The following is a 25,046-nucleotide window of genomic DNA, read 5'->3' on the forward strand; positions in this document are numbered from 1 at the left end:
CATCGCCCGGTCAAGGCCCGTCGCCGTTCGCCGGAAAACGCGACCTGTTGGCGGAATCACCGCCGACTCCACAACCCCGTCGTTGACGCCGCGCGGCGGCGGGCACAGACTTGCCCACAGTTTGTACGGCCCAATCAGCGCAGCGGCCGGGCCGGCGCGGGCCCGGACCGGAAGGAGGACCCGTGCCCGGTCTCGACACCTACCTGCAGGGCTGGCGACCCGAGCCGCTGGCCGAGGCGGACGCGCTGTCCCCCGAGCCGTCGCGGGCGCTGGCCGCGGTGCTGGAGACGCCGGCGGAGTTCTCCGCCGGCGAGGCGCTGCCGCCGTTCTGGCATTGGGTGCACTTCCTGAGCTGGCCGCGGCACGGCGAGCTCGGCCAGGACGGGCATCCGGCCCGCGGCCACTTCCTGCCGCCCATCCCCGACCGGCGCCGGATGTTCGCCGGCGGCCGCCTGACGATCTCCGGCCCGCTGCGACTGGGCGTCCCGGCCGAGCGCACGTCGTCGCTGGCCGACGTGGTGGTCAAGCAGGGCCGTTCCGGCGAGATGGCGTTCGTGACGGTGCGCGGCGAGTACCGGCAGGACGGCGAGGTCCGGTTCGTCGAGGAGCAGGATTTCGTCTACCGCAGCGGCGAAGGCGCCGCCAAGAGCCCGGACGCGCCGCGCCCCACCGCGCTGCCCGCCTCGGACGCGGCGTGGCAGCAGCCCTTCACCGGCGACCCGGTGCGGCTGTTCCGGTTCAGCGCGCTGACCGCGAACTCGCACCGCATCCACTACGACGCGCCGTACGCGCGCGAGGTCGAGGCGTACCCGGGGCTGGTCGTGCACGGCCCGATCCTGGTGCTGCTGATGAGCGAGCTGGCCCGGCAGCGGGAACCGGAGCGCGAGATCGCGAGCATCGCCTACCGGCTGCGGCGCCCGGTGTTCGCCGGCGATCCGGTGCTGGTCTGCGGCGGGCCGGACGGGAGCATGACCGTGCGGACCGAGCCGGACCAGGTGATGGCCGAGGCGTCGGTGACCTTTCGCTGACCGGCTTCGCCGCAGGTCAGCGGCGAGATGCGATCAAGGGGCGACCCTGCCAGACTAGAACGCGTGTTCGAGTACTTGCTTGCGCAATCACCTTCTCCCGGGCGGGGCCGAAGGCGATGACCGGGCCTCGGGATTGGCGGCGCCGGCAGGAACGGGAGTTGCTGCGGGCAGCGGCGGAGAAGCTGCGCGGTGAAGCCCGCCGGGAGCAGGCCGAAGCGGCCGTCGGGCGGGCGCTGATCGTGCCGTACGAGCGTTACGTCGTGGTGGGACTGCTCGACGAGTTGTCGTTGGCGGCGGGGCGGGGCGAGTTGCCGGACGGCGTGCGGCGCGTCGCGGTCGAACTCGCCGAGAAGATCCTCAAGGAAGGCCGCGCGTAGCCGGACGGCGAAGTCCGCCTCCCCGGCGGCTGCGCGCCGCTCGGCTCGGGAGGCGCGGCGCTGTCCGCCGCGGGCAGCGCCGCATGGCGCAGCCGCGCCGGATCGGCCTGGGTCCGGGCCGCCGGAACGGCCAGCTGCCAACCGATCTCGTACGCCTCGGCGAAATGCTCGTCGCCGAGCGCGGCCCGGCCGCGACTGCTCAGCCCGCGGACCTGCGGATCGGTGCGGTCGTGGGCGCCCCGCAGGCGGGCCGCCGCGCCGAGCAGGACGGCCACGTCACGGTCCCGCCCGTACAGCGCGGCGAGACCGGCCACGGTCACCGCCACCGTCGCCACGATCGGCATGTCGTTGCTGTCGACCGCCGACGCGTACGCGCGGATCAGCGCCTTCTCGGCGCCCGGCCCGTCGCCGAGCTCGAGGCAGAGCGCGCCCCGCACCGCGCCGACCAGCGCCTGCCCGTGGTCGCCGCTGAACGAGAGCTGCCCGGACAGCCCGGCCTCGGCCGACTCGATCAGTTCGCGCGCCCGGTCCAGGTCACCGCTCCGCACCGACAGGTCGGCCTCCCGCACATCGAGCAGAATCGCCATCTCGGGCGACGACGAGCGCAGCGCGCGCTCCCGGGTCGCGGCGATCATCTCGGTCGCCCGCGCGGTCTCGCCGAGCCGCACGTGCAGATCCGTCCAGCGCAGGTCGATGAAGATCTCGTCGCTGAGGCTGAGCGACCCGAACTCGCGGGCCAGCCGTTTGGCCTCGGTGAGGTCGGCCAGCGCGCCGTCGAGATCGCCGTCGTACTGCCGCAGCAGCGCGCGCAGCGGCAGCGCCGTGGCCAGGCCCCAGCGGTCGCCCGCCCGGGTGAAGCATTCCAGGGCGGCGGTCACGTCGCTGCGGACCTGGTCGAGGCGGCCCTCGTTCTCGGCGGACTGGGCCCGGAACATGCGGGCCAGCCCGGCCAACCACACGTCCGGCCCGTCGACCAGCCGCTGGACGATCGCCGACGACGCCTCGGTCTCCGCCAGGGAGGCCAGCCTGATCGCGGTCAGCGCGCCGCCGAAGCCCGGCAACTCCGGATAGCTCAGCAGCCGGTCGGTGAGCGCCCGCAGGTCCTCGCGCCGCTCCTCGATCGAGTCGTGGTGCAGCACGCTCTGGGTGGCGGTTCTGTTGAGCAGCAGCATCCCCTCGGCGATGTCGCGCTCCACGCTCGGCCGCTCGGCCGGTAACGCGACCGCCTCGCCGAGCCAGTACGCCGCGTCGGGGTGCCGGCCGAGCATCTGCCAGTACCAGGTCAGGTTCACCGCTAGCCCGATCGCGCCGTCGGCGTCGCCGGTGTCGCAGAGGTGGCGCAGGGCGGCCAGCACGTTGTCGTACTCGGCGCGCAGCACGTGGAGTGCGTCGCGCTGCTCGGGGCCGCGCAGCTGCGGGTCGTAACGGGCGACCAGCTCGGCGAAGTAACGGGCGGTCAGGTCCCGCACGCCGGTCAGGGTGCCCTGCTCGGCCAGGCTCTCCAGGCCGTACTCGCGGATCGTCTCCAGCATCCGGTGCCGGCCAGTGTCCGGCGCGAGCTGTAGCAACGACCGGTCGACCAGGCCCGCGAGCAGCTCCCGGATCTCACCGGCCGGCACCTCGGCGCCGGCGCAGGCGGCCGAGGCCGAGGCCGGCGTGACGCCGCCGGGCAGGACCGAGATCCGCTCCGCGACCGTCCGCGCGTCCGCGCCGAGCAGGTCCCAGCTCCACGCGATGACCGCCCGCAGCGTGCGGTGCCGCGGGAAGGCGGTCCGGCTGCCGGTGGCGAGCAGGCGGAACCGGTCGGACAGCCCGGCGGCGAGGTCTGCCAGCGAGAGCGTGCGCAAGCGGGCCGCGGCCAGCTCGAGCGCGAGCGGCAAGCCGTCCAGACTGCGGACGATGCGCAGCACCTCACCGAGGTTGCGCTCGTCGACGTCGAAGCCCGGCCGCACCGCTGCCGCCCGCTCGGCGAACAGGCGCACCGACGCCATGCGGCGGGCCTGCTCGACGTCCGCGTCCGGCTCGGGCAGGGTGAGCGGGCCGAGCGGGACCAGCGCCTCGCCGTCGATCGCCAGCGGCTCCCGGCTGGTGGCCAGCACCCGCAGCCCGGCGCAGCGGGCCAGCAGCGCCGAGACCAGGTGCGCTACGGCGTCGATCAGGTGCTCGCAGTTGTCCACCACGAGCAGGCTCTCCCGGCCGTCCAGCTGGTCGGCCAGCACGTCCAGCTCGCCGACCAGGTCGCCGCGCAGCTTGGCCGAAGCCTCGAACAGCGCCGAGCCGCGCAGCCCGATCGCGGCCAGCAGTGCCGCGCCGACCTTGGCGGGCTCGGTGACCGAGGCGAGGTCGATCAGCCAGGCGCCGTCGCGGTACTCGTGCCGGTGGCGGCGGGCGGCCTCGACGGCGAGGCGGGTCTTGCCGGCGCCGCCGGGACCGAGCACGGTGACCAGGCGCCCGGCGGAGAGCAGCGCTTCGATCCGGGCGAGATCATCGTCGCGCCCAATGAAGCTGGTCAGCGGCACAGGCAGGTCGCGCGGCCGGGTCTGCGCAGCGGCGGGAGCGGGCCGCTCGGCGCGCAGCAGGCGCAGGTGGCGCTCGCGCAGCGCGGCGCCCGGGTCGGTGCCGAGGACGTCGGACAGGGTTTCGCGGACCCGCTCGTACCAGGCGAGGGCCTCGGCCTGGCGGCCCTGGGCGGCGAGCGCGTCCATGAGCAGCGCGGCGGCGCGCTCGTGGACGGGGTGCTCGGCGAGCAGGGCCGCCAGGCGGGCGGCCGCCGCGTCGGCACGGCCCAGCGCCAGCTCGGCGTCGGCGAGGTCGGCGACGGCCTCGATCGAGGCGTGGGCCAGCCGGGTCGCGGCGGCGGGCGCTACCGCGGCGACGACCGCGGGCTCGGTGCCGGGACGGTCGCCCCACAGCGCCACTGCCTCGCCGAGCACGGCCGCTGCGGCATTCGGGTCGCCGGCACGCAGGCGGTCACGACCGGCGGCGGCGAGCTGCTCGAACAGCAGCGCGTCCACGTCCGCGGCGTCCACCGCCAGCCGGTAGCCCCCCGCGAGCTGGGCGACGTCGCCGGCCGAACCCAGGGCCCGGCGCAGCCGCGAGACGAGGGACTGCAGGGCGTGGGCGGGGCCGGCCGGCGGATCCTCGGCCCAGATCGCATCGACGAGAACGCCCTGCTCGACCGCCCGGCCGCCGGCGAGCGCCAGCCGTACGACCAGTCCCTGCAACCGCGCACCCGGAACGGGCAGGGCGGCCTCACCTCTGGACGCCTGAAAGGCGCCGAGCAGCGTAACGCGAAGCCGCGCACCCCCGTCCATTCCCCGATCTTCGCGCACACATCCCGAGTCCCCGAATCAGGGCGGCGTGCCCCCATGCCAGCGCCGTGTGTGCCCCGTGTGAGCGGCCCGTTTCAGCCTTGCGTCCGAAGAGAACTGGACGACAGCTTCGGAAGGGAAATTCTCGTGCAAGACGTGGTGATCGTGGGCGCCGGCCCGGTTGGTCTGTTCCTCGCCTGCGAGCTCGGCCTCGCGGGCTGCTCCGTACTGGTGCTCGAGCGGGAGCCGGAATCCCGCTCGCCGTGGAGGGCGGACCCGCTCGGGATGCGGGGCCTGTCCGCCACCTCGGTCGAGGCGTTCTACCGGCGCGGGATGCTGCACCCGCTGCTGACGGCGTCGGGCGTCCACGACGATCCCGGCGTGCAGCCCGACGCGGACGAACCGTCACCTCCTCGCAGCGTGGGCCACTTCGCCGGCATGGTGCTCGATCCGGCCAAGGTCGACGTCGCCGCCCTGCCGCTCCGGCTGCCCAGCCCGACGCCGGAGGGCGTGATGACAAGCCTCGAAGCGGTCGAGGCGGTGCTGTCCGAGCGGGCCGTCAAGCTCGGCGTGGAGATCAGGCGCGGCGTCGCGGTCTCGGCCATCACGCAGGGCGACGAGAGCGTGGTCGTGCACGCCGGCGAGCACGAGTACGCGGCGCGCTGGGTCGTCGGCTGCGATGGCGGTCGCAGCGCGGTGCGCGGGCTCGCGGGCTTCGAATTCGTCGGCACCGAGCCGCAGTTCACCGGCTACGTAGTGCTCGCCACCATCGCCGATCCCGAGAAGCTGAGCCCGGGGTTCAACCTGACGCCGACGGGCATGTACGTCCAGATGCCCGCGGAAGGGCACATCGGCATGATGGACTTCGACGGCGGCGCGTTCGATCGCTCGCAGCAGCCGACTCGCGAGCACCTCCAGGCGGTTCTGCGCCGCGTGTCCGGCACCGACGTGACGCTGAGCGAAGTCCACCTCGCCTCGAGCTTCACCGACCGGGCCATGCAGACGACGACCTACCGGCTTGGGCGCGTCCTGCTCGCGGGCGACGCCGCGCACATCCACTCCCCCCTCGGCGGGCAGGGACTCAACACCGGTATCGGCGACGCCATGAACCTGGGCTGGAAGCTCGCGGCGACCGTGCACGGGCACGCGCCGGACGGGCTTCTCGACACCTACACCCGCGAGCGCCATCCGATCGGCACTTGGGTGCTCGACTGGACGCGCGCCCAGACGATGGCCATGCGACCGGACCCGCATGGCCAGGCGGTCCAAGGATTGATCCGCGACCTGATCGGGACCCGTGACGGAACGACCTACGTGTTCGAAAAGCTGTCGGGCTCGGCGATCCGCTACGAGCTCGGCGGAGAGCGGTCGCTGGTCGGCCGTAATGCCCCGGACCTCCGCCTCGAGGACGGCACTCGCCTCGGCGACCTGATGCAGGACGGACGCGGCGTCGCCCTCGATTTCAGCGCCGACCGCCGCCTGCACGGTTCGGCGACGGGCTGGGAGAACCGGCTGCGTTATGCGGGCGGGACGGCGAAGAACGACCTCGGGCTGGGTGCCGTGCTCGTCCGGCCTGACGGCGTCGTCGCCTGGGCCGGTGATCGCGCCCCTGATCGGGAAGCGTTCGAGCAAGCCGCCCGCCAGTGGTTCGGCAGCCCGGAAATCTAGTGCAGCCGCCCCCGTTCCCTTTCTTTTCCGCAACCGAGTTCAAGGAGCGCACATGACGATCACCCTCCGACCGGGAAGCACCGTGCTGTTCACCGGCGATTCGATCACCGACTGCCAACGGCTGGCGAGCGAGGAGGGCCTCGGGTTCGGCTACCCGCTGCGCGTCGCGGGCGAGTGGGGCTTCCGGCACCCGGACCGGCCCGTGACCTGGCTGAACACCGCGAACGGTGGCGACAAGGTGATGGACCTCGAAGCCCGCTGGCAGGCAGACGTGCTCGACGCGCGCCCGGACCTGGTGTCGATCCTCGTCGGGGTCAACGACATGGGCTGGCACACGATCGACCCGAAGGGGTACGTGATCCCCGTGGAGGAGTTCGAAGCGGGCTATGACCGCCTGCTCGCGCCCCTCGCCGAGGCTGGCACGAAGCTGATCCTCATCGAACCGTTCCTCCTGCCGATCCACGGCGTCGTCGAGGCCGGTGCCGCACTCATCGGAGAGGACGAGCGAAAGGAATGGCGCGCCGACCTGGACCCGAAGATCCAGGTCGTGCGCGAGCTTGCCCGCAAGTACGGCGCGCACCTGCTCGCCGCCGACGGCATGTTCGCCGAGCTCGCCGCGACGACCAAGCCGGAGCACTGGGCCGCGGACGGCGTGCACCCGACGCCGGCCGGTCACGCCGCGCTCGCGGCGGCCTGGCTGCGCCTGGTCGCGTGACCCGATCGATCAGGCGGAGAAGCGGGCGACGTAGCGCTTCTGCCAGGGCGTCTCGACCGCGTGGGAGTCGTAGTGTTCCCGGACGTAGGCGACCGCCTCGCCCGCCGGGACCCCGTCGATGACGGCGAGGCAGGCCAGCGCCGTGCCGGTCCTGCCTCGCCCGCCGGCACACGCGAGCTCCACCCGCTCGGCCCCAGCGCGTTCCCACGCTTCGCGCAGGACCTCGCGCGCCTGCGCCCGGTCGCCGGGCAGGCGGAAGTCCGGCCAGCGCAGCCAGCGGCTCTCCCAGTCGACCTCCGGCGGCGGCTTGCCGAGCAGGTAGACGCCGAAGGACGGCGCCGCCCCGGACGGCAGCGGCTTTCGCAGGCCGCGCCCCCGGACGAGGCGGCCGGACGGCAACCGGAGCACTCCAGGCCCGGCAGGATCCCACAAGTCACCCACCCGGCCACCCTACGCGGCGGGCGAACTACCCGCGGTGAGCCGTCCACATGCGCCGCACAGACCCGCCTATATCCATAGTGGACAACACGAGGATTCCCGTCGCGGCGGCGGGATCAGAGCCGCGTTTCGGAACGTCGTGGACTGGAACCGGTGGCGGCAGAGGTTGTCACGCCTCCCATGGCCGCAGGAGAGCCGTCGCGCGCGGCGGCACCGTAGTTGTAGGCGAGCGTGCCGCCGGCGTGTTGCAGGCTGCGCGTCAGCGCGGCGGCGTGATCGCCGGCCTGCGCCAGGTGCGGGCCGACGGTCGCCCAGCTCGCCAGGTCCCGGCGGGCCTGTTCGGCCAGGTCTCCGAGGAGTTCGGCGATCGCCGCCAGGTCGGCGAGGACGACGACCGGATCACCGGCCTCGCCGAGATCGGCCGCGCCCAGCGCGGCGCGAGCGTCGGCGATGTGCTGCTGCGGGTTCATGCCGGTCGCCCCCTCGACGGCCCGACTTCGGCGAACACCCGAATGTTCCCGCGCACCCCCGACAATTTTCGCGATTCCCGACGGCGGACCACTTCTCGGAGTGGTCCTGGTCCATCGCGGTGACTGTTTTCGCAGGTGTTGACCGGATTCCGACGCCTTCAGTATGGTCCAGACCACACTGTTCTCCTGGGGAAGGCCCGGTCGATGGGCGGTCGTCGACAGGCCGGTTTCCTCCCGCTCCTCCGGCGCCGCGCGCCGTGCTCGCCGACCGCCGACCCGGATTTCGGGGGGTCTGACGGCCGGGAACACCGGCCGCATCGACAAGGAGCCGAGATGGACTCGAAGCGAAAGCTCGCCGCCGCTGCCGTCGGCGCGGCGATCGCGCCCTTCCTGGTGGCGATACCCGCCAGCACCGCCGGCGCGCACGGCTACATCGACTCGCCGCCGAGCCGCCAGGCCCAGTGCGCCGCCGGGACGGTGCCCTGCGGCGAGATCAAGTGGGAGCCGCAGAGCGTCGAGGGCCCGAAGGGCCTGACCAGCTGCAGCGGCGGGAACGGCCGGTTCGCCGACCTCGACGACGACAGCAAGGACTGGAAGGCCACGCAGGTCGGCAACACGGTGAACTTCAACTGGACGATCACCGCCAACCACTCCACCACGACGTGGGAGTACTTCATCGGCGGCAACCGGGTCGCGGTGTTCGACGACCACGGCGCCCAGCCGCCGGACCACCTCTCCCACACCGTCGACCTCGGCGGCGTGAGCGGCAAGCAGAAGCTGCTGGCCGTCTGGAACATCGCCGACACCGCCAACGCCTTCTACGCCTGCGTCGACCTCAACGTGGGCTGACCGGCGAGGGGCCGTGCGTCTCCGGGGTGCCACCCGGAGACGCACGGGCACGTCAGCCCAACAATGCCGTGACGGCGAAAAGCACCGGCACCGAGAGGATCGTGGACAGCAGGATCGATTCGCGCGCCAGCCGCACGCCCACGTTGTAGCGCGAGGCGTAGACGAAGAGGTTCTGCGCCGCCGGGAGCGCGGAGATCACCACCGCCGCGAACAGCGTCGCGCCCTCCAGTCCGAACAGGCCCGCGCCGATCGCCCAGGCGATCACCGGGTGCACCACCGATTTCAGGCCCACCGACAGCAGAACCGGCCACCGCTCCGCGCCGGCCGCGGGCAACGCGCTGCCGCGCAACGAGATGCCGAACGCCAGCAGCACCGTCGGCACGGACAGGTGCCCGAGCAGGGTGATCGGCTCCAGCACCGGAGCCGGAATCCGCCAGCCGCTCAACGAGATCCCGACGCCGATCAGCGAGCAGATGACGATCGGGTTGCGGAACGGCGCGAGGATCCGCAGCCATGCCGAGGAACGCTCCCCGCCCTGCGAGAAGTCGATCACGGTCAGCCCGATCGGCGTCATGACCAGCAGCTGGAACAGCATCACCGGCGCGATCAGGCTCGCGTCGCCGAGCACGTAGACGGCGATCGGGATGCCGAGGTTGCCGGCGTTGACGTAGCTGGAGCACAGCGCGCCGATGGTCGTGCGCCGGATGTTCCACCTGCGCAGCAGGCCGACCAGCACGAACAGGCCCGCTGCGGCGAACGTGCTCAACGCGCTGACCAGCAGCGGGGTGGAGAAGAGGATCGAGACGTTGGATTCCGAGAGCATCTGCAGCAGCAGCGCGGGAGTTCCGACGTAGAACGACAACCGGGTCAGCGTCTCGCGCGCGTTCTCGCCGAGCAGCTCGCCGCGTCCCAGCAGGTAGCCGATCAGCACGATGGCGGCGATGACGCCGAAGCCCTGGATCACGCCGGACACGACGCCTCCGCTCCCCGGTTCGCACGCATTCCACAGTGGACGATGATGGCGGCCGGGCGGCGCCGGGCCACCCGCTCTCGGGCGCGAGGCATGCTTCGTCTTCCGGGCTGGTTCCAACTGGTTGGTTAGCGATCCTAAGCGATCTAGGTCGCCGCTACCTCGCCGGAATGGCGATGCTCACAGCCGATCACGTGGCGTCGCCGGCCGGAATCTCCTCGAGCGGGCGGATGTCGGTGCGACCGGTCGAGCTGGGCGCGCCGCCGGGCAGCTTCACCGCCTTCGTCAGCGGGCCCGGACTCCACAGCCCCCAATGCGTTTCGCGGTGGACCTCCATCGCGGCCTCCGCAGGCAGCGCGTCCGCCTCGTAGGCGTCCACCAGGTACAGCGTGCCCCAGTCGCGGTGCAGGTCGCCCTTGAGGTAGGTCGGCATCGTCCGCACGCTGCCCGCCACGTTGAGCCAGCCGAACGGGCCACCGGCGCCCGGCGCAGACCAGCTCTGGCCCATGTCGCGCATGATCCCGCCGCCGGCCACCCGGAACCGCGGCAGCTCGGCGACCCCGTTGTGCAGGCGCGCCAGGTTCAGGCAGGGGTGCACCAGCGCGGCGGTCCACTCCACGAAGGTCGGCGCGTCGCCGATCACCTGCGTCATGCTGGTCAGCCGCGGGACGCGCGGCGCGCTGACGGCGATCCAGCCGCCGGAGTCGATCTTGCGGTCCACGGCCACCACCCGGACCTTGGTCGCGTCGCGCACGACGAACCTGCGGTCGAACCACATCCCGCTGAGCTGGGCGACGTCGACGCGGCCCAGGATCTCGAAGCCCTCCGGGGTGTCCCGGCCCCATTCGACGCCGAGCGCGTTCACGCCCGTCGCGTCGCCGCCGAACGACAGCACCACCGGGGCTTCGCCGCTGGTGGCCTGCGGGGGCAGGTCGAACCACGGGGTGCGCAGCTCGCCGGTGAGCGGCCCGTCGGCGGCGTAGGTGCCCCACACCGGCGCGTCGTCGCCGCCGAACCCGAACGGCGGGGTCCAGTGCTTGCCCTCCGGGTAGCCGAAGCGGTGGAAACCCGTCGCGGCGGCCACGAGGTAGTCGCCGGGCTTCTGCTCGGTGCGGCGGCTCGCCGACGCCGCGCTCTCGGCCCGCGGCTGGATGTGCGACTGCGCCAGCACGCCGCTGCGCGGATCGGTCTCGACGCCGACGTAGTCGGAGAGCCCGCAGCTGGAACCGGCGAGCTGCTTGACGTTGTCCGCGCCGAGGCTGTAGCCGTCGCGCTGCCGCTGCATGCCCGCGGCGAACAGCGCCACCTCGCCGACCAGCAGGACCGCGCAGGTGAACGTCAGCGGGGCGGCGCCGAGGCTGAGCACCCGCCGCCGCGCCTCCGGCGTGATCACCGGCAGTTCGTCGTGCCGCAGGTGCTCGACCATGGCGACGATGCCGGCGATCGCCGCGGCCGCCAGGAAGTACGTGCTCGCGCTGCGCCCGTCGAGGCTCGGCGCCCGGTCGAACCACGGCACACCCCAACCGGAGACGTACCACCACGAGTTCGTGCCGGTGACCGAGAACGCGCAGATCACCATGAGCCCGGCGAAGAACCCGGCCCTGTTGCGCCGGGACCGCAGTACCGCCGCGCTCGTCGCCAGCGCCGTCAGCGCGGCGACCACCGCGCCGATCCCGGCGAGCATCCCGAAGTGGTGCGTGTGCTTCGTCGGGGTCATCGCCAGCACCACGAAGCTCAGCGCGGCGACCGCCAGCACGCGGCGGCTCGGGCCGAGCGCGGCACCCCGGATCTTGCCCCGGCGCAGCAGCACCACGCCGCTGGCCACGATGCACAAGATGAGCAGCAGCACGGGGAATCGACGCGTCAGCGACCCGTCCGGCCACGGCCCGAACAGCCGGTCGTAGCGGCTGAGCTCCTCGAACCACTGCTCGTTCGGCCCGAACTTGGTCTTCAGCGCCACCGAATCCAGCACGGACTGCAGCGTCTGGTCGAAGAAGACGCCGACCAGGATCACCAGCCCCGCCGCCGCGACGGGAGCCAGCACCGGCAGCGCGCCGCGTTCCCGCACCCGCTGCCACAGCAGCCGGAGCAGCGGCTTGGCGGCCACCACGAACGGCAGGATCGCGACCATGCCGTGCGGATTCGCGCCCAGGCCCAGCGCCGCCGCGAGCAGCCCGAGCGCGGCGGGCGTCAGCCGCCGGGTGGCCACGGCGCGTTCGACCGCGCACAACGCGAGCAGGAAGAACGCCACGACGACGGGTTCCGGGCGGAGGCCGTTGTTGTACGGCAGCCAGAAGGCCAGGAACACCGCTGCGGCGGCCCAGCCCGCGGACTCGCTGCGGCGCACCTGCTGCCCGAGCCGCGGCAGCACGCCGCGGCTGACGAGCAGCCAGCTGATGACGCCGAGGAACAGCGCGGGCAACCGCACCCACGGCGTCGCTGGCGAGATCTGCACCCACAGCGCGTAGAGCTCGTAGAACCACCCGAACGGCGATTCCGGATTGCCGAACCAGCGGAAGTAGTTGGTGACGTACCCGGCACTGTCGGAGGCGCGCAGCATGGTCAGGATGTAGCCGTCGTCGGCGGTCATCGCGCCGATCAACCACCACACGCCCAGCGCGCCGAGGACGACCACGTCGCGGATCTTCGGCCGCCACCACCGCTCGGGCGCCCAGCGCGGCGCGCGGCGGACCTCCATGCGCCGCAACGCCACCATCGAGCCGAGGAACGCCAGGACGGCCAGCACCATCACGGCGACCTTCAGCGGCGTCGCCTGGGTCGCGAAGCGGTTGTCCACCCGCGCCTCGAAGGACAGGCCGCGAACGTCGTCGACCGCCGCGTCGAGCTGCGAGTAGATGCCAGTCAGCTGGGGCCGGTTGTCGCCGGGCACGGCGGCCAGCGCGACACCGCCCATCGCGGCCTCCGTCCCGTCGGCGTCCGAGCGCACCGAGATCGAGCAGTCGCCCGCGGGCAGCGCGGCGGTGCCGGCCTGGTGCCCCTTGGACCACAGCGCGACCTGCCCGCCGTCGATCTGCAGCGTGAGGCCGGTCAGCCCGCCGTACTCCGAGGACGGCGCGTTCGTGGCGACCAGCACGCCGGGGCCGTCGATGCGCGCGTCCAGGCTGCGCGCCGCCGCGCACGGCACCTCCGCCGCGAGCCACAGCGGCGCGTGCCCGACCAGCGGCGCCGACACCGATTCGGTGCCCCGCGCGGTCGGCCACCGCAGCGTCGTGATTTCGTGCTCGACGGGAAGGAACGGCACCGCGAGCGCCAGCAGCGCGGAGAACAGGCCCAGCACGGCCGCCCAGCGGCGCGCCGATTTCAACGCCGGTCCACGACGCGTGACCTGCACGGACCGCTCAGTCACGCGACCGCCACCTCTGCTTCCCGAAAAGTCCCAACCCGAAGAGCTTAGAGAGCCGCGCCGACGAGGCGACAACCGGCGGAACGTCATCGCGCAGCGCAGCCGGACCGGCACGCAGCGCGATCTTCCCGGCCGCGGTGGTTGGCGAGGCGGCTCTCGGCGCGCGGGCTGGGCTGTCCGGGTGGAAGCGGTCCACTGCGGACGGCGCCTTCACTACCGTGATCAGAATGACTTTCACGTTGATCAAAGGCACTTTCCGGATCATCGGCGCCTCGCCCGACGGCGACTCGATCCGCTTCTACCCCACCGACCCGAAGGCGTTCGCCAAGGCGGGCCTGTCCGTGCGGCTGAACTCGCGCGGCGGCGCCCAGCTCCGATTAGAGGGCATCGACGCGCTGGAGACGCACTACCGGCCGCAAGCGCGCGGCAGCGAGATGTGGCACCAGCCGGCCGAACTGGCCAACGCCGCTTCGGAAGCGCTGCTGCGGCACCTGGGTTTCACCGCTTTCGAGCGCAACGACAACGGCGCGGTCACGGCGAGCACCCCGGAAGAGGCGCCCGGCCACATCCTGACCCGGTTCGCGGACAAGTACGGCCGGGCGGTGGCCTTCGCCTTCCCCGGCCGGCGACCGGGCCGCTCCACCGACGGCGGCGACGTCCACCTGGACCCGAAAGCCCTGCAGGCGTCGGCGAATCAGGCGCTGCTGACCGCGGGCCTGGTGTACCCGACCTTCTACTCCAAGCTGTTTCCCGACCTGCGCCAGAGCATGGCGGAGGCCGCGATCGCCGCCCGGAACGCGAAGCAGGGCGTGTGGGCGACGGACGCGACGCTGGAAGGGCTGCGGGTGCGTTCCCGCGAGCAGCTCCAGGAAGAGGCGGTGCTGCTGCCGAAGCTGTTCCGGCGGCTGGCCGACTACTTCGAGCTGGAGGAGTCCGGCGGGGCGTCGCTGGGCGGGTTCGCCGAGTACCTCGACACCCGCGACGACCGGCTGTTCACCGTCCCGGACGGCCACGCCACCGAGCTGGAAACCCTCGTCGAGGTCCGCCGCCAGAACATCCGCCTGACGGTCGAGCCGGAGCGGATCGTCTTCACCGAGGCCTGAGCACCGGCCCATCCCGATCAACACGACGGTGCGGGTGTTCACCGGTCGCGCCAGCCAGGTGGCACCCCGCAGGCGGGTTACACGCTCGCGTTCCTGGTGTTCGGCGCCCTCGTCACCTTCGGCGGACTGTGCTTCGCGCTGCTGGTGAATCCGGAGCGCGACGTGCGGCGCATCGCCCGGTAGGGGGTTTCGCCCCGTTTCTCCCGCCGGGTGAGAATGGGCCGGTCGGAGCACCGGGAGGGATGTCGTGGACGAGCGCAGCGGGGCGGGAGCGCCGAGCGTGGCGTCCCGGCTGTTCCGGATCCTGGAGACCTTCTCCCCGGAGCGGCCGTCCCTGACGCTGTCGGCGATCAGCCGTCAGAGCGGCCTGTCGCTGACCACGACGCACCGCCTGGTCGGCGAGCTCGCCGGGTGGGGCGCGCTGGAACGCGACGACTACGGTTGCTACCGCATCGGGCTGCGGATCTACGAGCTCGCCGCGTTGACGCCGCGCGGCACGTTCCTGCGCGAGGTCGCCATGCCGTTCCTCGGCGACCTCTACGAGGCCACCCGGCAGAACGCGCAGCTCGGCGTCCTCGACGGCCACGAGGTCGTCTACCTAGAGCGCATTTCCGGCCGGGATGCCGTGCCGGTGATGTCCCGGCCGGGCGGCAGGCTGCCGCTGCACGCCACCGGCGTCGGCCTCGTCCTGCTCGCGCACGCCGATCGCGAGCTGCAGGAGGCGGTCTTGGACGGGCCGCTGAAGCGGTTCACGAACCTGACGCTCGCCGACCCGCGACGGCTGCGCGGGGTGCTCGCCGACGTCCGCAAGAACGGCTTCGCGATCAGCGACCGCCAGATCGAGCTGTCCACCCTCTCGGTGGCGGCCCCGGTCCGCGGCGATGCGGACAACGTGATCGCCGCGCTGTCCCTCGTGGTCCCGGCCGAGACCAGCGACCTCATGGCGCTGGTCCCGGCGGTCCGGGCGGCCGCCCGCGGCCTCTCCCGAGCCCTCGGTTCCCCGAAGGCCGCGGCCCTACCGCCGACGGCCCACCACGAACGCTCGGGGCCGTGAGCGGCCCGGGAGAACGCCTCGCACTACTCCCAGCTGGCGCGGTGACGGGCTGAGCGGCTGAACACCCACAGTCGCATCACGACGAAGCGGGTGGTGCCGCCGATGACGCTCAGCGCGGCGACAGCAGCGGCCTCCGCGACGCTGGAGGGATCTTCGACGGTCAGCCCCAGCAGGCCCAGCGCGATGTTGTTCGACACGCAGTAGAAGGCGAACACCGCGAGGGTCTGCAGGTGCATCCGGCCCCGGTGCTCGTCGCGGGCGGCGAACGCGAAGTGCCGGTGCGCCGCGCTGCTGGCCGCTGTGGTGATCAGCAGCGAGCAGAAGTTCGAGGCGCCGACCGGGAAGATGCCCCGCAGCAGCATGTAAAGCACCGCGTTCGCCGCAGTGGCGAGCGCGCCGACGACGGTGAACAGCACCGCCTGGCCGACGACGTCGTCCCGCTCGGCCGGGCGAACCCGATCGACCGCACCGGGGGCGATCGCCTTCGGTTCGCGCGCAGCCACGCCCTTCATCGACCCCACTCCAACGCGACGGTTCGGATCTGCGATCAAGCTAGTTCGGCCGTGCGGGAGGGCCGCGTGAACTACCTGGGAGAGCGCTGGGAACGACGGCCGCCCTCCCGGGCCCACCGGAGCATGTGACCCATTGTGTTCGACCCGTCACCGATCAGGATTCGACCGAACTGGTGATCTTGGGGCCGACGAGCGAAGACGCCGGCAGATCGACGCCGACCGCGATCCGGCCCCCTTGACTCCAGGCGACCGGGCACGCACACTCCCAGAAATTTTGGAACTTTTTCGAAGTATACTTCCACATTGAGGAATCGGGAGGACGACGTGGCTCAGCCAACGTCGCCGGTCCAGCGCGGCCGCGTGTCTAGGGTGCTTTCCTCGCTGTTCGTCCAGGTGCTCATCGCAGCCGTCATCGGCATCGCCGTCGGCCACTTCTGGCCCGAGTTCGGCGGCGCCCTCAAACCGATCGGCGACGGGTTCATCCGGCTGATCAAGATGGTGATCGCGCCGCTGATCTTCTGCGTGGTCGTGGTCGGCATCGCCAAGGCCGGCGACATGCGGTCGGTCGGGCGGATCGGGCTCAAGGCGCTGATCTACTTCGAGGTGGTCACCACCGCCGCCCTCGCCCTCGGCCTCGTCGCCGGGAACCTCGTCCAGCCCGGCGCGGGGCTGAACATCGACCCGGCGACGCTGGACGCCTCCGGCGTCACCGCCAAGACGCACGGCGAGCAGATGCCCGGCCCGGCCGAGTTCGTGCTGCACATGATCCCGGAGAGCGCGGTGGCGGCCTTCGCCGACAACGAGCTGCTGCAGGTGCTGCTGCTGGCGGTGCTGTTCGCCGCCGGGCTGCTGCACATCGGGATCGGGCGCGCACCGCAGGTGTTCGCCTTCATCGAGCAGACCGGCGAGATCATCTTCAAGATCATCGGCTACGTGATGCGGCTGGCCCCGATCGCCGTGTTCGGTTCGATGGCCTACCTCATCGGCCAGTACGGGCTGTCGTCGCTGAGCACCTACGCCACCCTGATCGGCGCCTGCTACGGCGCGGCACTGCTGTTCTGCGTCGTGCTCGGCGTGCTGCTCAAGGCGTTCACCGGCTTGAGCATCCTGAAGTTCCTGCGCTACACGCGGGAGGAATTCGCGCTGGCCGTGGGCACCGCGTCCAGCGAGGTCGTGATGCCGCGGATCATGGAGAAGCTCGAACGCGCGGGCTGCCGCCGGGAAGCGGTCGGCCTGGTCATCCCGACCGGGTACTCGTTCAACCTCGACGGCGCGTCCATCTACCTGTCGCTGGCGACGCTGTTCATGGCGCAGGCCGTCGGCGTGGACCTCACCATCGGGCAGCAGATCACCGTGGTGCTGGTGCTGATCCTCACCTCCAAGGGCATGGCAGGCATCCCCGGCTCGGCGTTCATCGCGCTGTCCGCGACGGCCTCGGCGGTCGGCGTCATCCCGGTGGCCGCGGTCGCCCTGATGCTCGGCGCGGACCGGATCATGGACACCATGCGGGTGGTGACCAACCTGCTGGGCAACTGCGTGGCGACGTTCATCGTGTCCAAGTGGGACGGAGCGCTCGATCGCGACCGGGCCGTCGCCACCCTCGCCGACCCGGCGTCCGCTCCCCCGCTCCGCCGCGAGGAGGACGAACCCGCCAAGGCCTGACCCGCCGTCGTCGCCCGCGCCGGACGCGTGTCGGCGCGGGCTCCGGTGGGTATTGCCGGGTCGAGCGACGCGGGAGGTCCGGGTGGAACTCGTCGAGGAGACGCCGTACCGGTTCCGGATCGAACGGCACGGCGAGATGCGCGTGCCGGGGGTCGTCTTCGCCTCGCAGCGGTTGCTGCCGCCGAAGGGCGATGGCGCGCTCGACCAGGTCGTGAACGTGGCGACGCTGCCCGGCATCGTCGGCGCGTCCTACGCGATGCCGGACATGCACTGGGGCTACGGGTTCCCGATCGGCGGCGTCGCGGCCACCGATGTGCTCGCCGGCGGCGTCGTCTCGCCCGGCGGTGTCGGCTTCGACATCTCCTGCGGGGTGCGGCTGCTGGCCGCCGAGCTGGACCGGTCGGACTTCCGCCGCGCGGCGGAGCGGATCATGAACGGGCTCAGCCGGGCGACGCCTCGCGGGGCGGGTCGCGGCGCGGTGTGGGAACTGCCCCGCGAAGGTCTTGAACGAGTGCTGGAAGAGGGGGCGCACTACGCCGTCGCGCGGGGGCGCGGCACGCCGCGCGACCTGGAGCGCTGCGAGGACGGCGGCGTGATGGCCGACGCGGAGCCGGGGCGGGTGAGCGCGCGGGCGCGGGACCGCGGCCTGGGGCAGCTCGGCAGCCTGGGTTCCGGCAACCACTTCCTGGAGGTCCAGGCCGTCGCCGAGATCTACGACGAGGGCATCGCCGGGGTGTTCGGGCTCCGCCTCGACCAGCTGTGCGTGATGATCCACTGCGGGTCGCGCGGGCTGGGCCACCAGATCTGCACCGACCACCTGCGGAGCATGGACGAGAGCATGGCCGACCACGGCCTGGTCGTGCCCGATCGGCAGCTGGCCTGCACGCCGGTCGATTCGCCGGCCGGCCGCGCCTACCTCGGCGCGATGGCGGCCGCGGCGAACTACGCCCGCGCGAACCGCCACGTGCTCGGCGTGGCCGCCGGCGACGTGCTGGAAAAGGTGACCGGCTGCGGTCTCGACCTCGTCTACGACATCTCGCACAACCTCGCCAAGATCGAGGCGCACGAGGTTGCGGGCCGGCGGCGAACGCTGTGCGTCCACCGCAAGGGCGCCACGCGGGCGCTGCCGCCCGGACACCCGGAACTGCCGCCGGGCCTGCGGGAAGCGGGGCAGCCGGTGCTGATCCCCGGCTCGATGGGCACCGCGTCCTACGTGCTCGCGGGAGTGCCGACCGGCGACGCGTTCTTCTCGACGTGCCACGGCGCGGGGCGCACGCTGAGCCGCCACCAGGCGGTCCGCACCATCGATGCCCACCGGCTGCGCCGCGACCTGGAGCACGACGGCATCGTCGTGCGCGGCAGCTCCGCTCGCGGGCTGGCCGAGGAGGCGCCGACCGCCTACAAGGACGTCGACGCGGTCGTCGCCGTCGCCGAAGGAGCCGGGTTGTGCCGCCGGATCGCCCGGCTCGTGCCGCTGGGCGTGGTGAAGGGGTGACCGGCGGCTTCCGCTTCCTGCCGCACACCGCCGACATCCGGTTCGAGGCGTGGGGCCCGACGCGGGACGACTGCCTCACCGCGGCGGCCCGTGCTCTGGTGTCGTCCTTCGCCGAATTTCCGGCGGGCGCACCGGAAAGCACCAGAACCGCCGACCTCGCCGGCACCGACGAGCAGCTCCTGCTCTCGGTGCTCGACGAGATCATCTACCTGCTCGACGCCGAGGGCGTGCTGCCGGTGGACATCGGCGTCGCGCCGACGCCCACCGGAATCGCGCTGGAACTGGGCGTTGTCGCCGTGGCGCGGGCGGAGATCGTCGGCGCGACGCCCAAAGCCGTTGCGCTGCACGGCCTGCACATCGGCCACGACGACCGGGGCTGGCGTTGCGCCGCGACGGTCGACGTCTGAGCCTCAGTCCGCGGAGGCGAAGCGGAGGTAGCGGGCGGCGGAGCGCTGGAGGATCTCGTGCGCGCCGGTGGGGATCACCGTGTCCCACCACGCGCCGTAGAGCGCGTCGAAGCGGTAGGGCTCGAGGATCTCCGCGGCGCGGCGGACGACGCTGGGGCGTTCCGGGATCAGGTTCGGGTAGCTGTACATGAAGGCCACGTGCTCGCGGTCCGGGATGACCTGCACGATGTCGCCGGTGAACAGCTTCCCGTCGCCGTGGTCCCAGTGCAGCACCGTGCCGCCGGCGAAGTGCACGCCGAGGTTGATCAGGGTGAGCCCGGGCGCGAGCTCGCTGGTGGTGCCCTCCCACAACCGGATCGACGGGTCCGGGCGGCCGATCCACTGCTGGTCGTTCGCGTGCAGGTGCACCGGCACGTCGAAGGTGCGGGCCCACTCGACCATCGTGGTGTAGTAGTGCGGGTGGCTGATCGCGATGCCGATCAGGCCGCCGAGGTCGTTGATGGTGCCGATGATCTCGTCGTCCAAATAGGACACGCAGTCCCAGAGCACGTTGCCCGCTTCGGTGCGCAGCAGCAGCGCCCGCTGGCCGATGGCGAACCTCGGCTCACTGCCGATCCCGAGCACCTCGCCCTGCTCGCGGATCAGCGCGGTGCGCCCGTCCGCGCGCACACCCGCGAGGTCCGTCCACTGCTGACCGCCCGGCGGCACGTACTGGCGTTCGTCCTCGCAGATCGGGCAGTCCGGCCGGGGCTGGGCGTACTGCGTGCCGCAGGTGGCGCAGATCGGCATCGCGGTCATGGTCGTGGCGGTCCCTTCGTCCTCTGACGTGCGAGCAGTCAGGTTACCCCGCGGTATCCGCCGCGCGGGCCGGAAAATCCGGCGGCACCGCCACCACCGCGTCGCCCCGCAGGGTCACCGTCCCGTCGGCTAGCACGACCGCCAGGTCCAGGTGCGCGCGGCGCTCGCCGTCGACGTCCTCGATCCCGGTGACCTCGCCGGTGCAGGTCGGCCGGCCGTGCACCGGGGTGATCGCGACGAAGCGCACCGAGAACGACCGCAGCGCCGACTGAGGCATCCACCCGGTCAGCAGCCTCCCGAGGTAGGCCATCGACAGCATGCCGTGGGCGAAGACGTCGTCGAAGCCCGCGCTGCGCGCGTTGTCCAGGTCGATGTGGATCGGGTTGTGGTCGCCGGAGGCCCCCGCGAACAGCGCGAGCGCGGCGCGGCTGATGGGCGGCAGGCTCAGGGGCGGCAGCTCGACGGTCGTTTCCTCGGCCATGCCGCCCATCATCCGCCACCGCGCACCGGGCCGTCAGCCTCCGGTCAGCGTGCGGTCAGCGCCGCGCCCGAAGCTCTGCTCCATCAACCGGACGACAGAGCAGGGAGCAGCGATGCACAACGAGAACATCCTCATCTCCGGGGCGGGAATCGCCGGGCCGGCGCTGGCGCACTGGCTGCGCCGCTACGGTTTCCGGCCGACCATCGTCGAACGCGCCCCGGCGCTGCGCGAAGGCGGGCAGGCCGTCGACTTCCGCGGCACCGCGCACCTGACCGTCCTGCGCCGCATGGGCATCCTCGACGAGGTGCGCCGCAGGCAGACCGAGCGCACCAAGATGGTGGCGATCGACGCCGCCGGGCGCCCGCGGGCGACGCTGCCCGCGGAGTTCGCCGGCGGCGAGGTCGAGATCCTGCGCGGCGACCTCGCCGCCCTCCTCCACGACCTGACCCGCGACGACACCGAATACGTCTTCGGCGACTGGATCACCTCGCTGACCGAGACCGCCGACGGGGTGCGGGTGACGTTCGACAAGGCGCCGCCGCGCACCTTCGACCTCGTCGTGGGCGCCGACGGCCTGCACTCCGGCGTGCGGGCGCTGGCCTTCGGCCCCGAGGAGCGGTTCCGGCGGTTCCTGGGCTACTACATCGCCGGGTTCGGCGTCCCCGAACGGCTGCAGACGCCGGGCGAGGTCCGGATGTACAGCGAGCCGGGACGGATGATCAGCCCCGGGCTGGCCGTGTTCGCCTCCGCCGAGCTGAACTACGACCGCCACGACACCGCGCAGCAGAAGAAGCTGGTCGCCGACGCCTGCCACGGGATGGGCTGGCGGGCACCGGAGATCCTCGAGGCGATGTGGGCGGCGCCCGACTTCTACTTCGACCCGATCGCCCAGATCCACATCGACCGCTTCACCACGGGCCGCGTCGCGCTGCTCGGCGACGCCGGCTACGGCGCCACCCTCGGCGGGCTGGGCGCGGGCCAGGCCCTGGTCACGGCCTACGTGCTGGCGGGCGAGCTGGCCGCGGCGGGCGGCGACCACCGCGCCGCATTCGCCCGCTACGAGCACCAGATCAAGGACTACGCGCGGGGGTGCCAGAAGATCTCGGGCAATGCCGGGCCGTTCATGGCACCTGCCACGCCGGCGAAGATCCGGCAGCGCAACCTCATGTACCGGCTGTTGTCGCTGCCGGCCATGGCGAAGCCGATGAACAAGATCACCACGAAGGCCGCGAATGCGATCCGCCTCGCCGACTACTCGCGGTTTCTTCGGTGAGCAGCTCGATCGCCCGCTCGTAGCCGAGCGCAGCGCCCCGGTCGAAGGCCGCGCCGAACTCCTCGCCCGGGGCGCGCTCCAGGGTGCGGCCTTGGAGGGACGTCGCGATGCCCATCAGCAGCGCGGCGCTCTCGCCATCGCCGTCGAGCGCTGCCAGACCGGCGAGTCCCTCCACCGCCGTTGCCAAGACCGGCATCGTCCGGTTGGCCAGCGCCGCCGCCACGGCGGTGCGGTGGTGCTCCGCCGCCCGCGCCAGGTCGCCGTCGACCTCGGCGAGCCTGCCCAGCGCGGTGTGCACGGTCGCGCGGACGGCGGCGTTGGTCCAGTCCCGCGTGCAGGCCTCCAACGCCTGGTCGCACCACTCCCGGGCCGTGGCGAACTCGCCGCGCAGCCGGGCGATCTCGCCGAGGCCGAGCCGCGCCGCCGCCAGCACCGACGGGAGTCCGGTTACGCGGGCCAGCGCCATCGCCCGCCCGTAGTCGGCTTCCGCCGCCGCGAGGTCACCGGTGCCCAGCAGGCGATCGGCCCGCCGGCAGCGGAGATCGGCCGAGTCCTCGCGAGCGCCGAGCTGGTCGACGAGTTCCAGTGCCTCGTCGGTCAGCGACAGCGCTTCGGCCGACGCTCCGCGCGCGTCCGCCAGCATCGCCAGCCCGTCGAGCGCCTGCGCCATCCCCCACCGCTCGCCCAGCTCGCGGAACGTCGCGAGCGACCTGGCGACCTCGCGTTCGGCCGCGGCCAGGTCGCCGTGCACCAGCCAGCGGGAGAAGCCGTCGCCGAACCCGATGATCGCCCGCACCCACGGGTCGGCGGCCGCGCGGATCTGCTCCTCCCCCGGATGGCTCGGCGCACCCCGTCCCGGTGGCCCGGCGAACACCGCCCAGGCCGACAGCACGAACGGCTGCCGCACCGGTGCGTCCAGGCCGTTCATGATCTCCTCCGCGCGCCGGACGTGGCGCTCCAGCCGCGGTGCGGCGCCGGTGGACACGGCGTGCAGCACGCAGAGGACGTATTCCTCGGCGAGCTGCGGCGGATCGGTGCCGATCAGCTCCAGCAGTTCCGCGGTCAGCGGGGCGATGTCGCTGCGCACCCCGTGCAGGTACCAGTAGCCGGACAGCGCGCCGATCAGCCGCAGGGCCAGCTCGGGATCGTCGCGGACCGCCCACTGCAGCGCAGCGGTCGTGTTGGCGTGCTCGCCGCGCAGCGCCTCCAGCCATTCGAGCTGCTCGCCGCGCCGCAGGTGCGGGTCGGCGGCGCGGGCCAGCTCGAGGAAGTATTCCGCGTGGGCGCGGGAGATCCGGGCGCGCTCCCCGGCCTCATCGAGCCGCTCGGCGCCGAACGCGCGGATCGTGTCCAGCATGCGGTAGCGCCCGCGCCCGGTGACCAGCGACTTGTCGACCAGACCGGCCAGCAGCTCGTCGGCGGCGTCCGGTGGGAGCCCGCAGACCTCCGCCGCGGACCGCGCGGACGCGCCACCGGCGAACACCGTCAGGCGGCGGGCCAGGCGTTGCTCGTCCGCGTCGAGGAGGTCCCAGCTCCACTGCACGACCGCCCGCAGGCTCCGGTGCCTCGGGGCGCCGGCGCGATTTCCGCGTGACAGCAAGGAGAATCCGGTGTCGGACAGCCGTGCCTCGATGTCGTCGAGGCGCAACGAGCGCAGCCGGGCGGCGGCGAGCTCGATCGCCAGCGGCAACCCGTCCAGCGCGGCGCAGACGCGGATCACCTGGCCGGCGGTGTCCTCGGTAAGCCGGAACTCGGCGTCGACCGCCGTCGCGCGGTCGACGAACAAGCGCACCGCGGGGAACGCCAACGCCTCGCCCGGCGCGGCGGCCGGTTCCGGGACCGGCAGCGGGCCCAGCGGGCACAGCGCTTCGCCGGTGATGCCCAGCGCCTCCCGGCTCGTCGCCAGGACCCGCAGGCCGGGGCAACCGGCCAGCAGCCGGTGCACCAGGTCGATGACATCGGCGACGAGGTGTTCGCAGTTGTCCAAGAGCAGCAGCACATCGCGGTCCGCGAGCGCTTCGAGCAGCCGCTGCACCGGCGCCACCGGCAGCGTCTCGCGCAAGCCGAGGGAGGTCAGCACCGCCCGCGGCAGCTGGCTGCCGTCGCGCAGCTGGCTCAGGTCGGCGAACGCGACCTCGCCGGCATGCCGGGCGGCGGCCTCCAGCGCGATCCGGGTCTTGCCCGCACCGCCCGGCCCGAGCACGGTCACCAGCCTGGCCGACGCGAGCAGCTCGCCGATCCGGGCGAGTTCCAGACCGCGGCCGACGAAACCGGTCAACGGCACCGGAACCCGCGCCGCCGGCGGTTCGTCGGCGCGCAACAGCGCGAGGTGCAGCTCGGACAGTTCCGAAGAAGGGTCGGCGCCGAGTTCGTCCGCGAGGACCTGCCGGACAGCGGCGAACTCCGCCAACGCCTCGGCGTTGCGGCCCTCCGCGTGCAACGCGCGCATCAGCAGCCCGCGCAGCCGCTCGCGCAGCGGATGCGCGTTCGCCTCGGCGCGCAGCTCCGCCACGTCGGTGGTGCCGAGCTCCAGCCGCGCTTCGGCCCGGTCCTCGATCGCGGTGAGCCGCGCTTCGTCCAGCCGCGTGATCTGCTGCGCGGCGAACGGCTCCTCGGCGACGTCCGCCAGCGCCGGGCCGCGCCAGAGCGCGAGGGCTTCGTCCAGCAGCGCCACCCGCTCGCCGGGCGCGGCGGCCTGCCTGGCGGCGTCGGTGAGGCGGGCGAAGCGGTGCGCGTCGACTTCGTCGGGGTCGACCACCAGCCGGTATCCCGCCGGGTGGAACTCGACCGCCGCCGCCGAGCCGGTCTCCCGGAGCTTGCGGCGCAGCCGCGACACCTGCGCCTGCAGCGCGTTGCCCGCGTCGTTCGGCGGCCGCTGCCCGTAGAGGCCGCCGACCAGCCGTTCCGACGGGACGATCCGGCCCGCGTCGAGCAGCAGCAACGTCAGCAGGGCGCGCGTTCGCGGCGCGTCCACGCCCCGGGTCACCCCGTCCGGACCGCGCATCTCGACCGAACCCAGGATGCCGAACAGCACGCGAAGATTCTCGCTCACCCGGAATCGCGGCGTTCGA

The 25,046-nt window shown here is 72.7% G+C and carries 19 protein-coding genes; 10 read left to right on the forward strand and 9 right to left on the reverse strand.

The features are described 5' to 3' along the window. Positions 1–182 precede the first annotated feature (182 nt). Positions 183–1,028: an HTD2 family dehydratase gene (locus BLW84_RS09030; RefSeq protein WP_093263534.1), complete on the forward strand. Its 846-nt coding sequence runs from the start codon at positions 183–185 to the stop codon at positions 1,026–1,028. Between the two features lie 253 nt (positions 1,029–1,281). On the opposite strand, the gene BLW84_RS09040 is transcribed toward BLW84_RS09030, so the two are convergent. Next, positions 1,282–4,719, reverse strand: coding sequence for an AfsR/SARP family transcriptional regulator (locus BLW84_RS09040; RefSeq protein WP_093263538.1), 3,438 nt, complete (start codon positions 4,717–4,719; stop codon positions 1,282–1,284). A 144-nt stretch (positions 4,720–4,863) separates the two neighbouring features. Here BLW84_RS09040 and BLW84_RS09045 point away from each other — a divergent pair, with 144 nt between their 5' ends. After that, positions 4,864–6,384 carry an FAD-dependent oxidoreductase gene (locus BLW84_RS09045; protein ID WP_093263541.1) on the forward strand — a complete coding sequence of 507 codons (1,521 nt, stop codon included), beginning with the start codon at positions 4,864–4,866 and terminating at the stop codon, positions 6,382–6,384. Positions 6,385–6,436: 52 nt separating this feature from the next. Next, on the forward strand, positions 6,437–7,099 hold the full coding sequence (locus tag BLW84_RS09050) for a GDSL-type esterase/lipase family protein (protein WP_093263544.1): 663 nt from the start codon (positions 6,437–6,439) through the stop codon (positions 7,097–7,099). 9 nt (positions 7,100–7,108) lie between these two features. On the opposite strand, the gene BLW84_RS09055 is transcribed toward BLW84_RS09050, so the two are convergent. Further along, the gene (locus BLW84_RS09055; protein WP_093263546.1) at positions 7,109–7,540 is read right to left on the reverse strand and encodes a protein-tyrosine phosphatase family protein; all 432 of its coding nucleotides are present in this window, start codon (positions 7,538–7,540) and stop codon (positions 7,109–7,111) included. A 113-nt stretch (positions 7,541–7,653) separates the two neighbouring features. Next, the gene (locus BLW84_RS09060; protein WP_093263549.1) at positions 7,654–8,007 is read right to left on the reverse strand and encodes a hypothetical protein; all 354 of its coding nucleotides are present in this window, start codon (positions 8,005–8,007) and stop codon (positions 7,654–7,656) included. Between the two features lie 333 nt (positions 8,008–8,340). Here BLW84_RS09060 and BLW84_RS09065 point away from each other — a divergent pair, with 333 nt between their 5' ends. Further along, a complete protein-coding gene (locus BLW84_RS09065) occupies positions 8,341–8,856 on the forward strand; it encodes a lytic polysaccharide monooxygenase auxiliary activity family 9 protein (protein ID WP_093263551.1) in 516 nt (171 codons plus the stop codon). 52 nt (positions 8,857–8,908) lie between these two features. Here the strand turns inward: BLW84_RS09065 and BLW84_RS09070 are convergent, their stop codons facing one another. Continuing rightward, complete coding sequence (locus BLW84_RS09070) at positions 8,909–9,829, reverse strand: AEC family transporter (RefSeq protein ID WP_093263554.1); 921 nt, start codon at positions 9,827–9,829, stop codon at positions 8,909–8,911. A 187-nt stretch (positions 9,830–10,016) separates the two neighbouring features. Further along, on the reverse strand, positions 10,017–13,193 hold the full coding sequence (locus BLW84_RS09075; protein ID WP_245761034.1) for an arabinosyltransferase domain-containing protein: 3,177 nt from the start codon (positions 13,191–13,193) through the stop codon (positions 10,017–10,019). A gap of 224 nt (positions 13,194–13,417) precedes the next feature. On the opposite strand from BLW84_RS09075, the gene BLW84_RS09080 reads away from it, so the two are divergent. Both BLW84_RS09080 and BLW84_RS09085 read left to right on the forward strand, forming a co-directional pair. Further along, positions 13,418–14,293 carry a nuclease gene (locus tag BLW84_RS09080; RefSeq protein WP_093263765.1) on the forward strand — a complete coding sequence of 292 codons (876 nt, stop codon included), beginning with the start codon at positions 13,418–13,420 and terminating at the stop codon, positions 14,291–14,293. Between the two features lie 247 nt (positions 14,294–14,540). Then, a complete protein-coding gene (locus BLW84_RS09085) occupies positions 14,541–15,347 on the forward strand; it encodes an IclR family transcriptional regulator (protein ID WP_093263556.1) in 807 nt (268 codons plus the stop codon). Positions 15,348–15,370: 23 nt separating this feature from the next. Here BLW84_RS09085 and BLW84_RS09090 read toward each other — a convergent pair whose 3' ends face one another. Further along, a complete protein-coding gene (locus BLW84_RS09090; RefSeq protein WP_093263559.1) occupies positions 15,371–15,859 on the reverse strand; it encodes a GtrA family protein in 489 nt (162 codons plus the stop codon). Positions 15,860–16,183: 324 nt separating this feature from the next. Here BLW84_RS09090 and dctA point away from each other — a divergent pair, with 324 nt between their 5' ends. From dctA to BLW84_RS09105, 3 genes are all read left to right on the forward strand, one after another. After that, a complete protein-coding gene (gene dctA / locus BLW84_RS09095) occupies positions 16,184–17,521 on the forward strand; it encodes a C4-dicarboxylate transporter DctA (RefSeq protein ID WP_093263561.1) in 1,338 nt (445 codons plus the stop codon). Between the two features lie 82 nt (positions 17,522–17,603). Next, positions 17,604–19,016: an RtcB family protein gene (locus BLW84_RS09100; protein ID WP_093263564.1), complete on the forward strand. Its 1,413-nt coding sequence runs from the start codon at positions 17,604–17,606 to the stop codon at positions 19,014–19,016. Beyond that, positions 19,013–19,423 (forward strand): archease, encoded by a 411-nt coding sequence (locus BLW84_RS09105; protein ID WP_177226368.1) that lies wholly within the window; start codon positions 19,013–19,015, stop codon positions 19,421–19,423. The genes BLW84_RS09100 and BLW84_RS09105 overlap by 4 nt, the downstream gene beginning before the upstream one ends. A gap of 3 nt (positions 19,424–19,426) precedes the next feature. Here BLW84_RS09105 and BLW84_RS09110 read toward each other — a convergent pair whose 3' ends face one another. Both BLW84_RS09110 and BLW84_RS09115 read right to left on the reverse strand, forming a co-directional pair. Then, a complete protein-coding gene (locus tag BLW84_RS09110) occupies positions 19,427–20,221 on the reverse strand; it encodes an MBL fold metallo-hydrolase (RefSeq protein ID WP_093263569.1) in 795 nt (264 codons plus the stop codon). A gap of 43 nt (positions 20,222–20,264) precedes the next feature. Then, a complete protein-coding gene (locus tag BLW84_RS09115; protein WP_218157251.1) occupies positions 20,265–20,702 on the reverse strand; it encodes a MaoC/PaaZ C-terminal domain-containing protein in 438 nt (145 codons plus the stop codon). Positions 20,703–20,814: 112 nt separating this feature from the next. Between BLW84_RS09115 and BLW84_RS09120 the strand changes: the two genes are divergently transcribed. Next, on the forward strand, positions 20,815–21,975 hold the full coding sequence (locus tag BLW84_RS09120; protein WP_093263574.1) for an FAD-dependent monooxygenase: 1,161 nt from the start codon (positions 20,815–20,817) through the stop codon (positions 21,973–21,975). Here the strand turns inward: BLW84_RS09120 and BLW84_RS09125 are convergent. Then, entirely contained in the window at positions 21,917–25,027 is a 3,111-nt protein-coding gene (locus BLW84_RS09125; RefSeq protein WP_245761035.1) for an AfsR/SARP family transcriptional regulator, read from the reverse strand. The genes BLW84_RS09120 and BLW84_RS09125 overlap by 59 nt on opposite strands. Between the last annotated feature and the right edge of the window lie 19 nt (positions 25,028–25,046).

Source organism: Saccharopolyspora shandongensis, from assembly GCF_900106995.1.
In the GTDB taxonomy this organism is placed as follows: Bacteria; Actinomycetota; Actinomycetes; order Mycobacteriales; family Pseudonocardiaceae; genus Saccharopolyspora; species Saccharopolyspora shandongensis.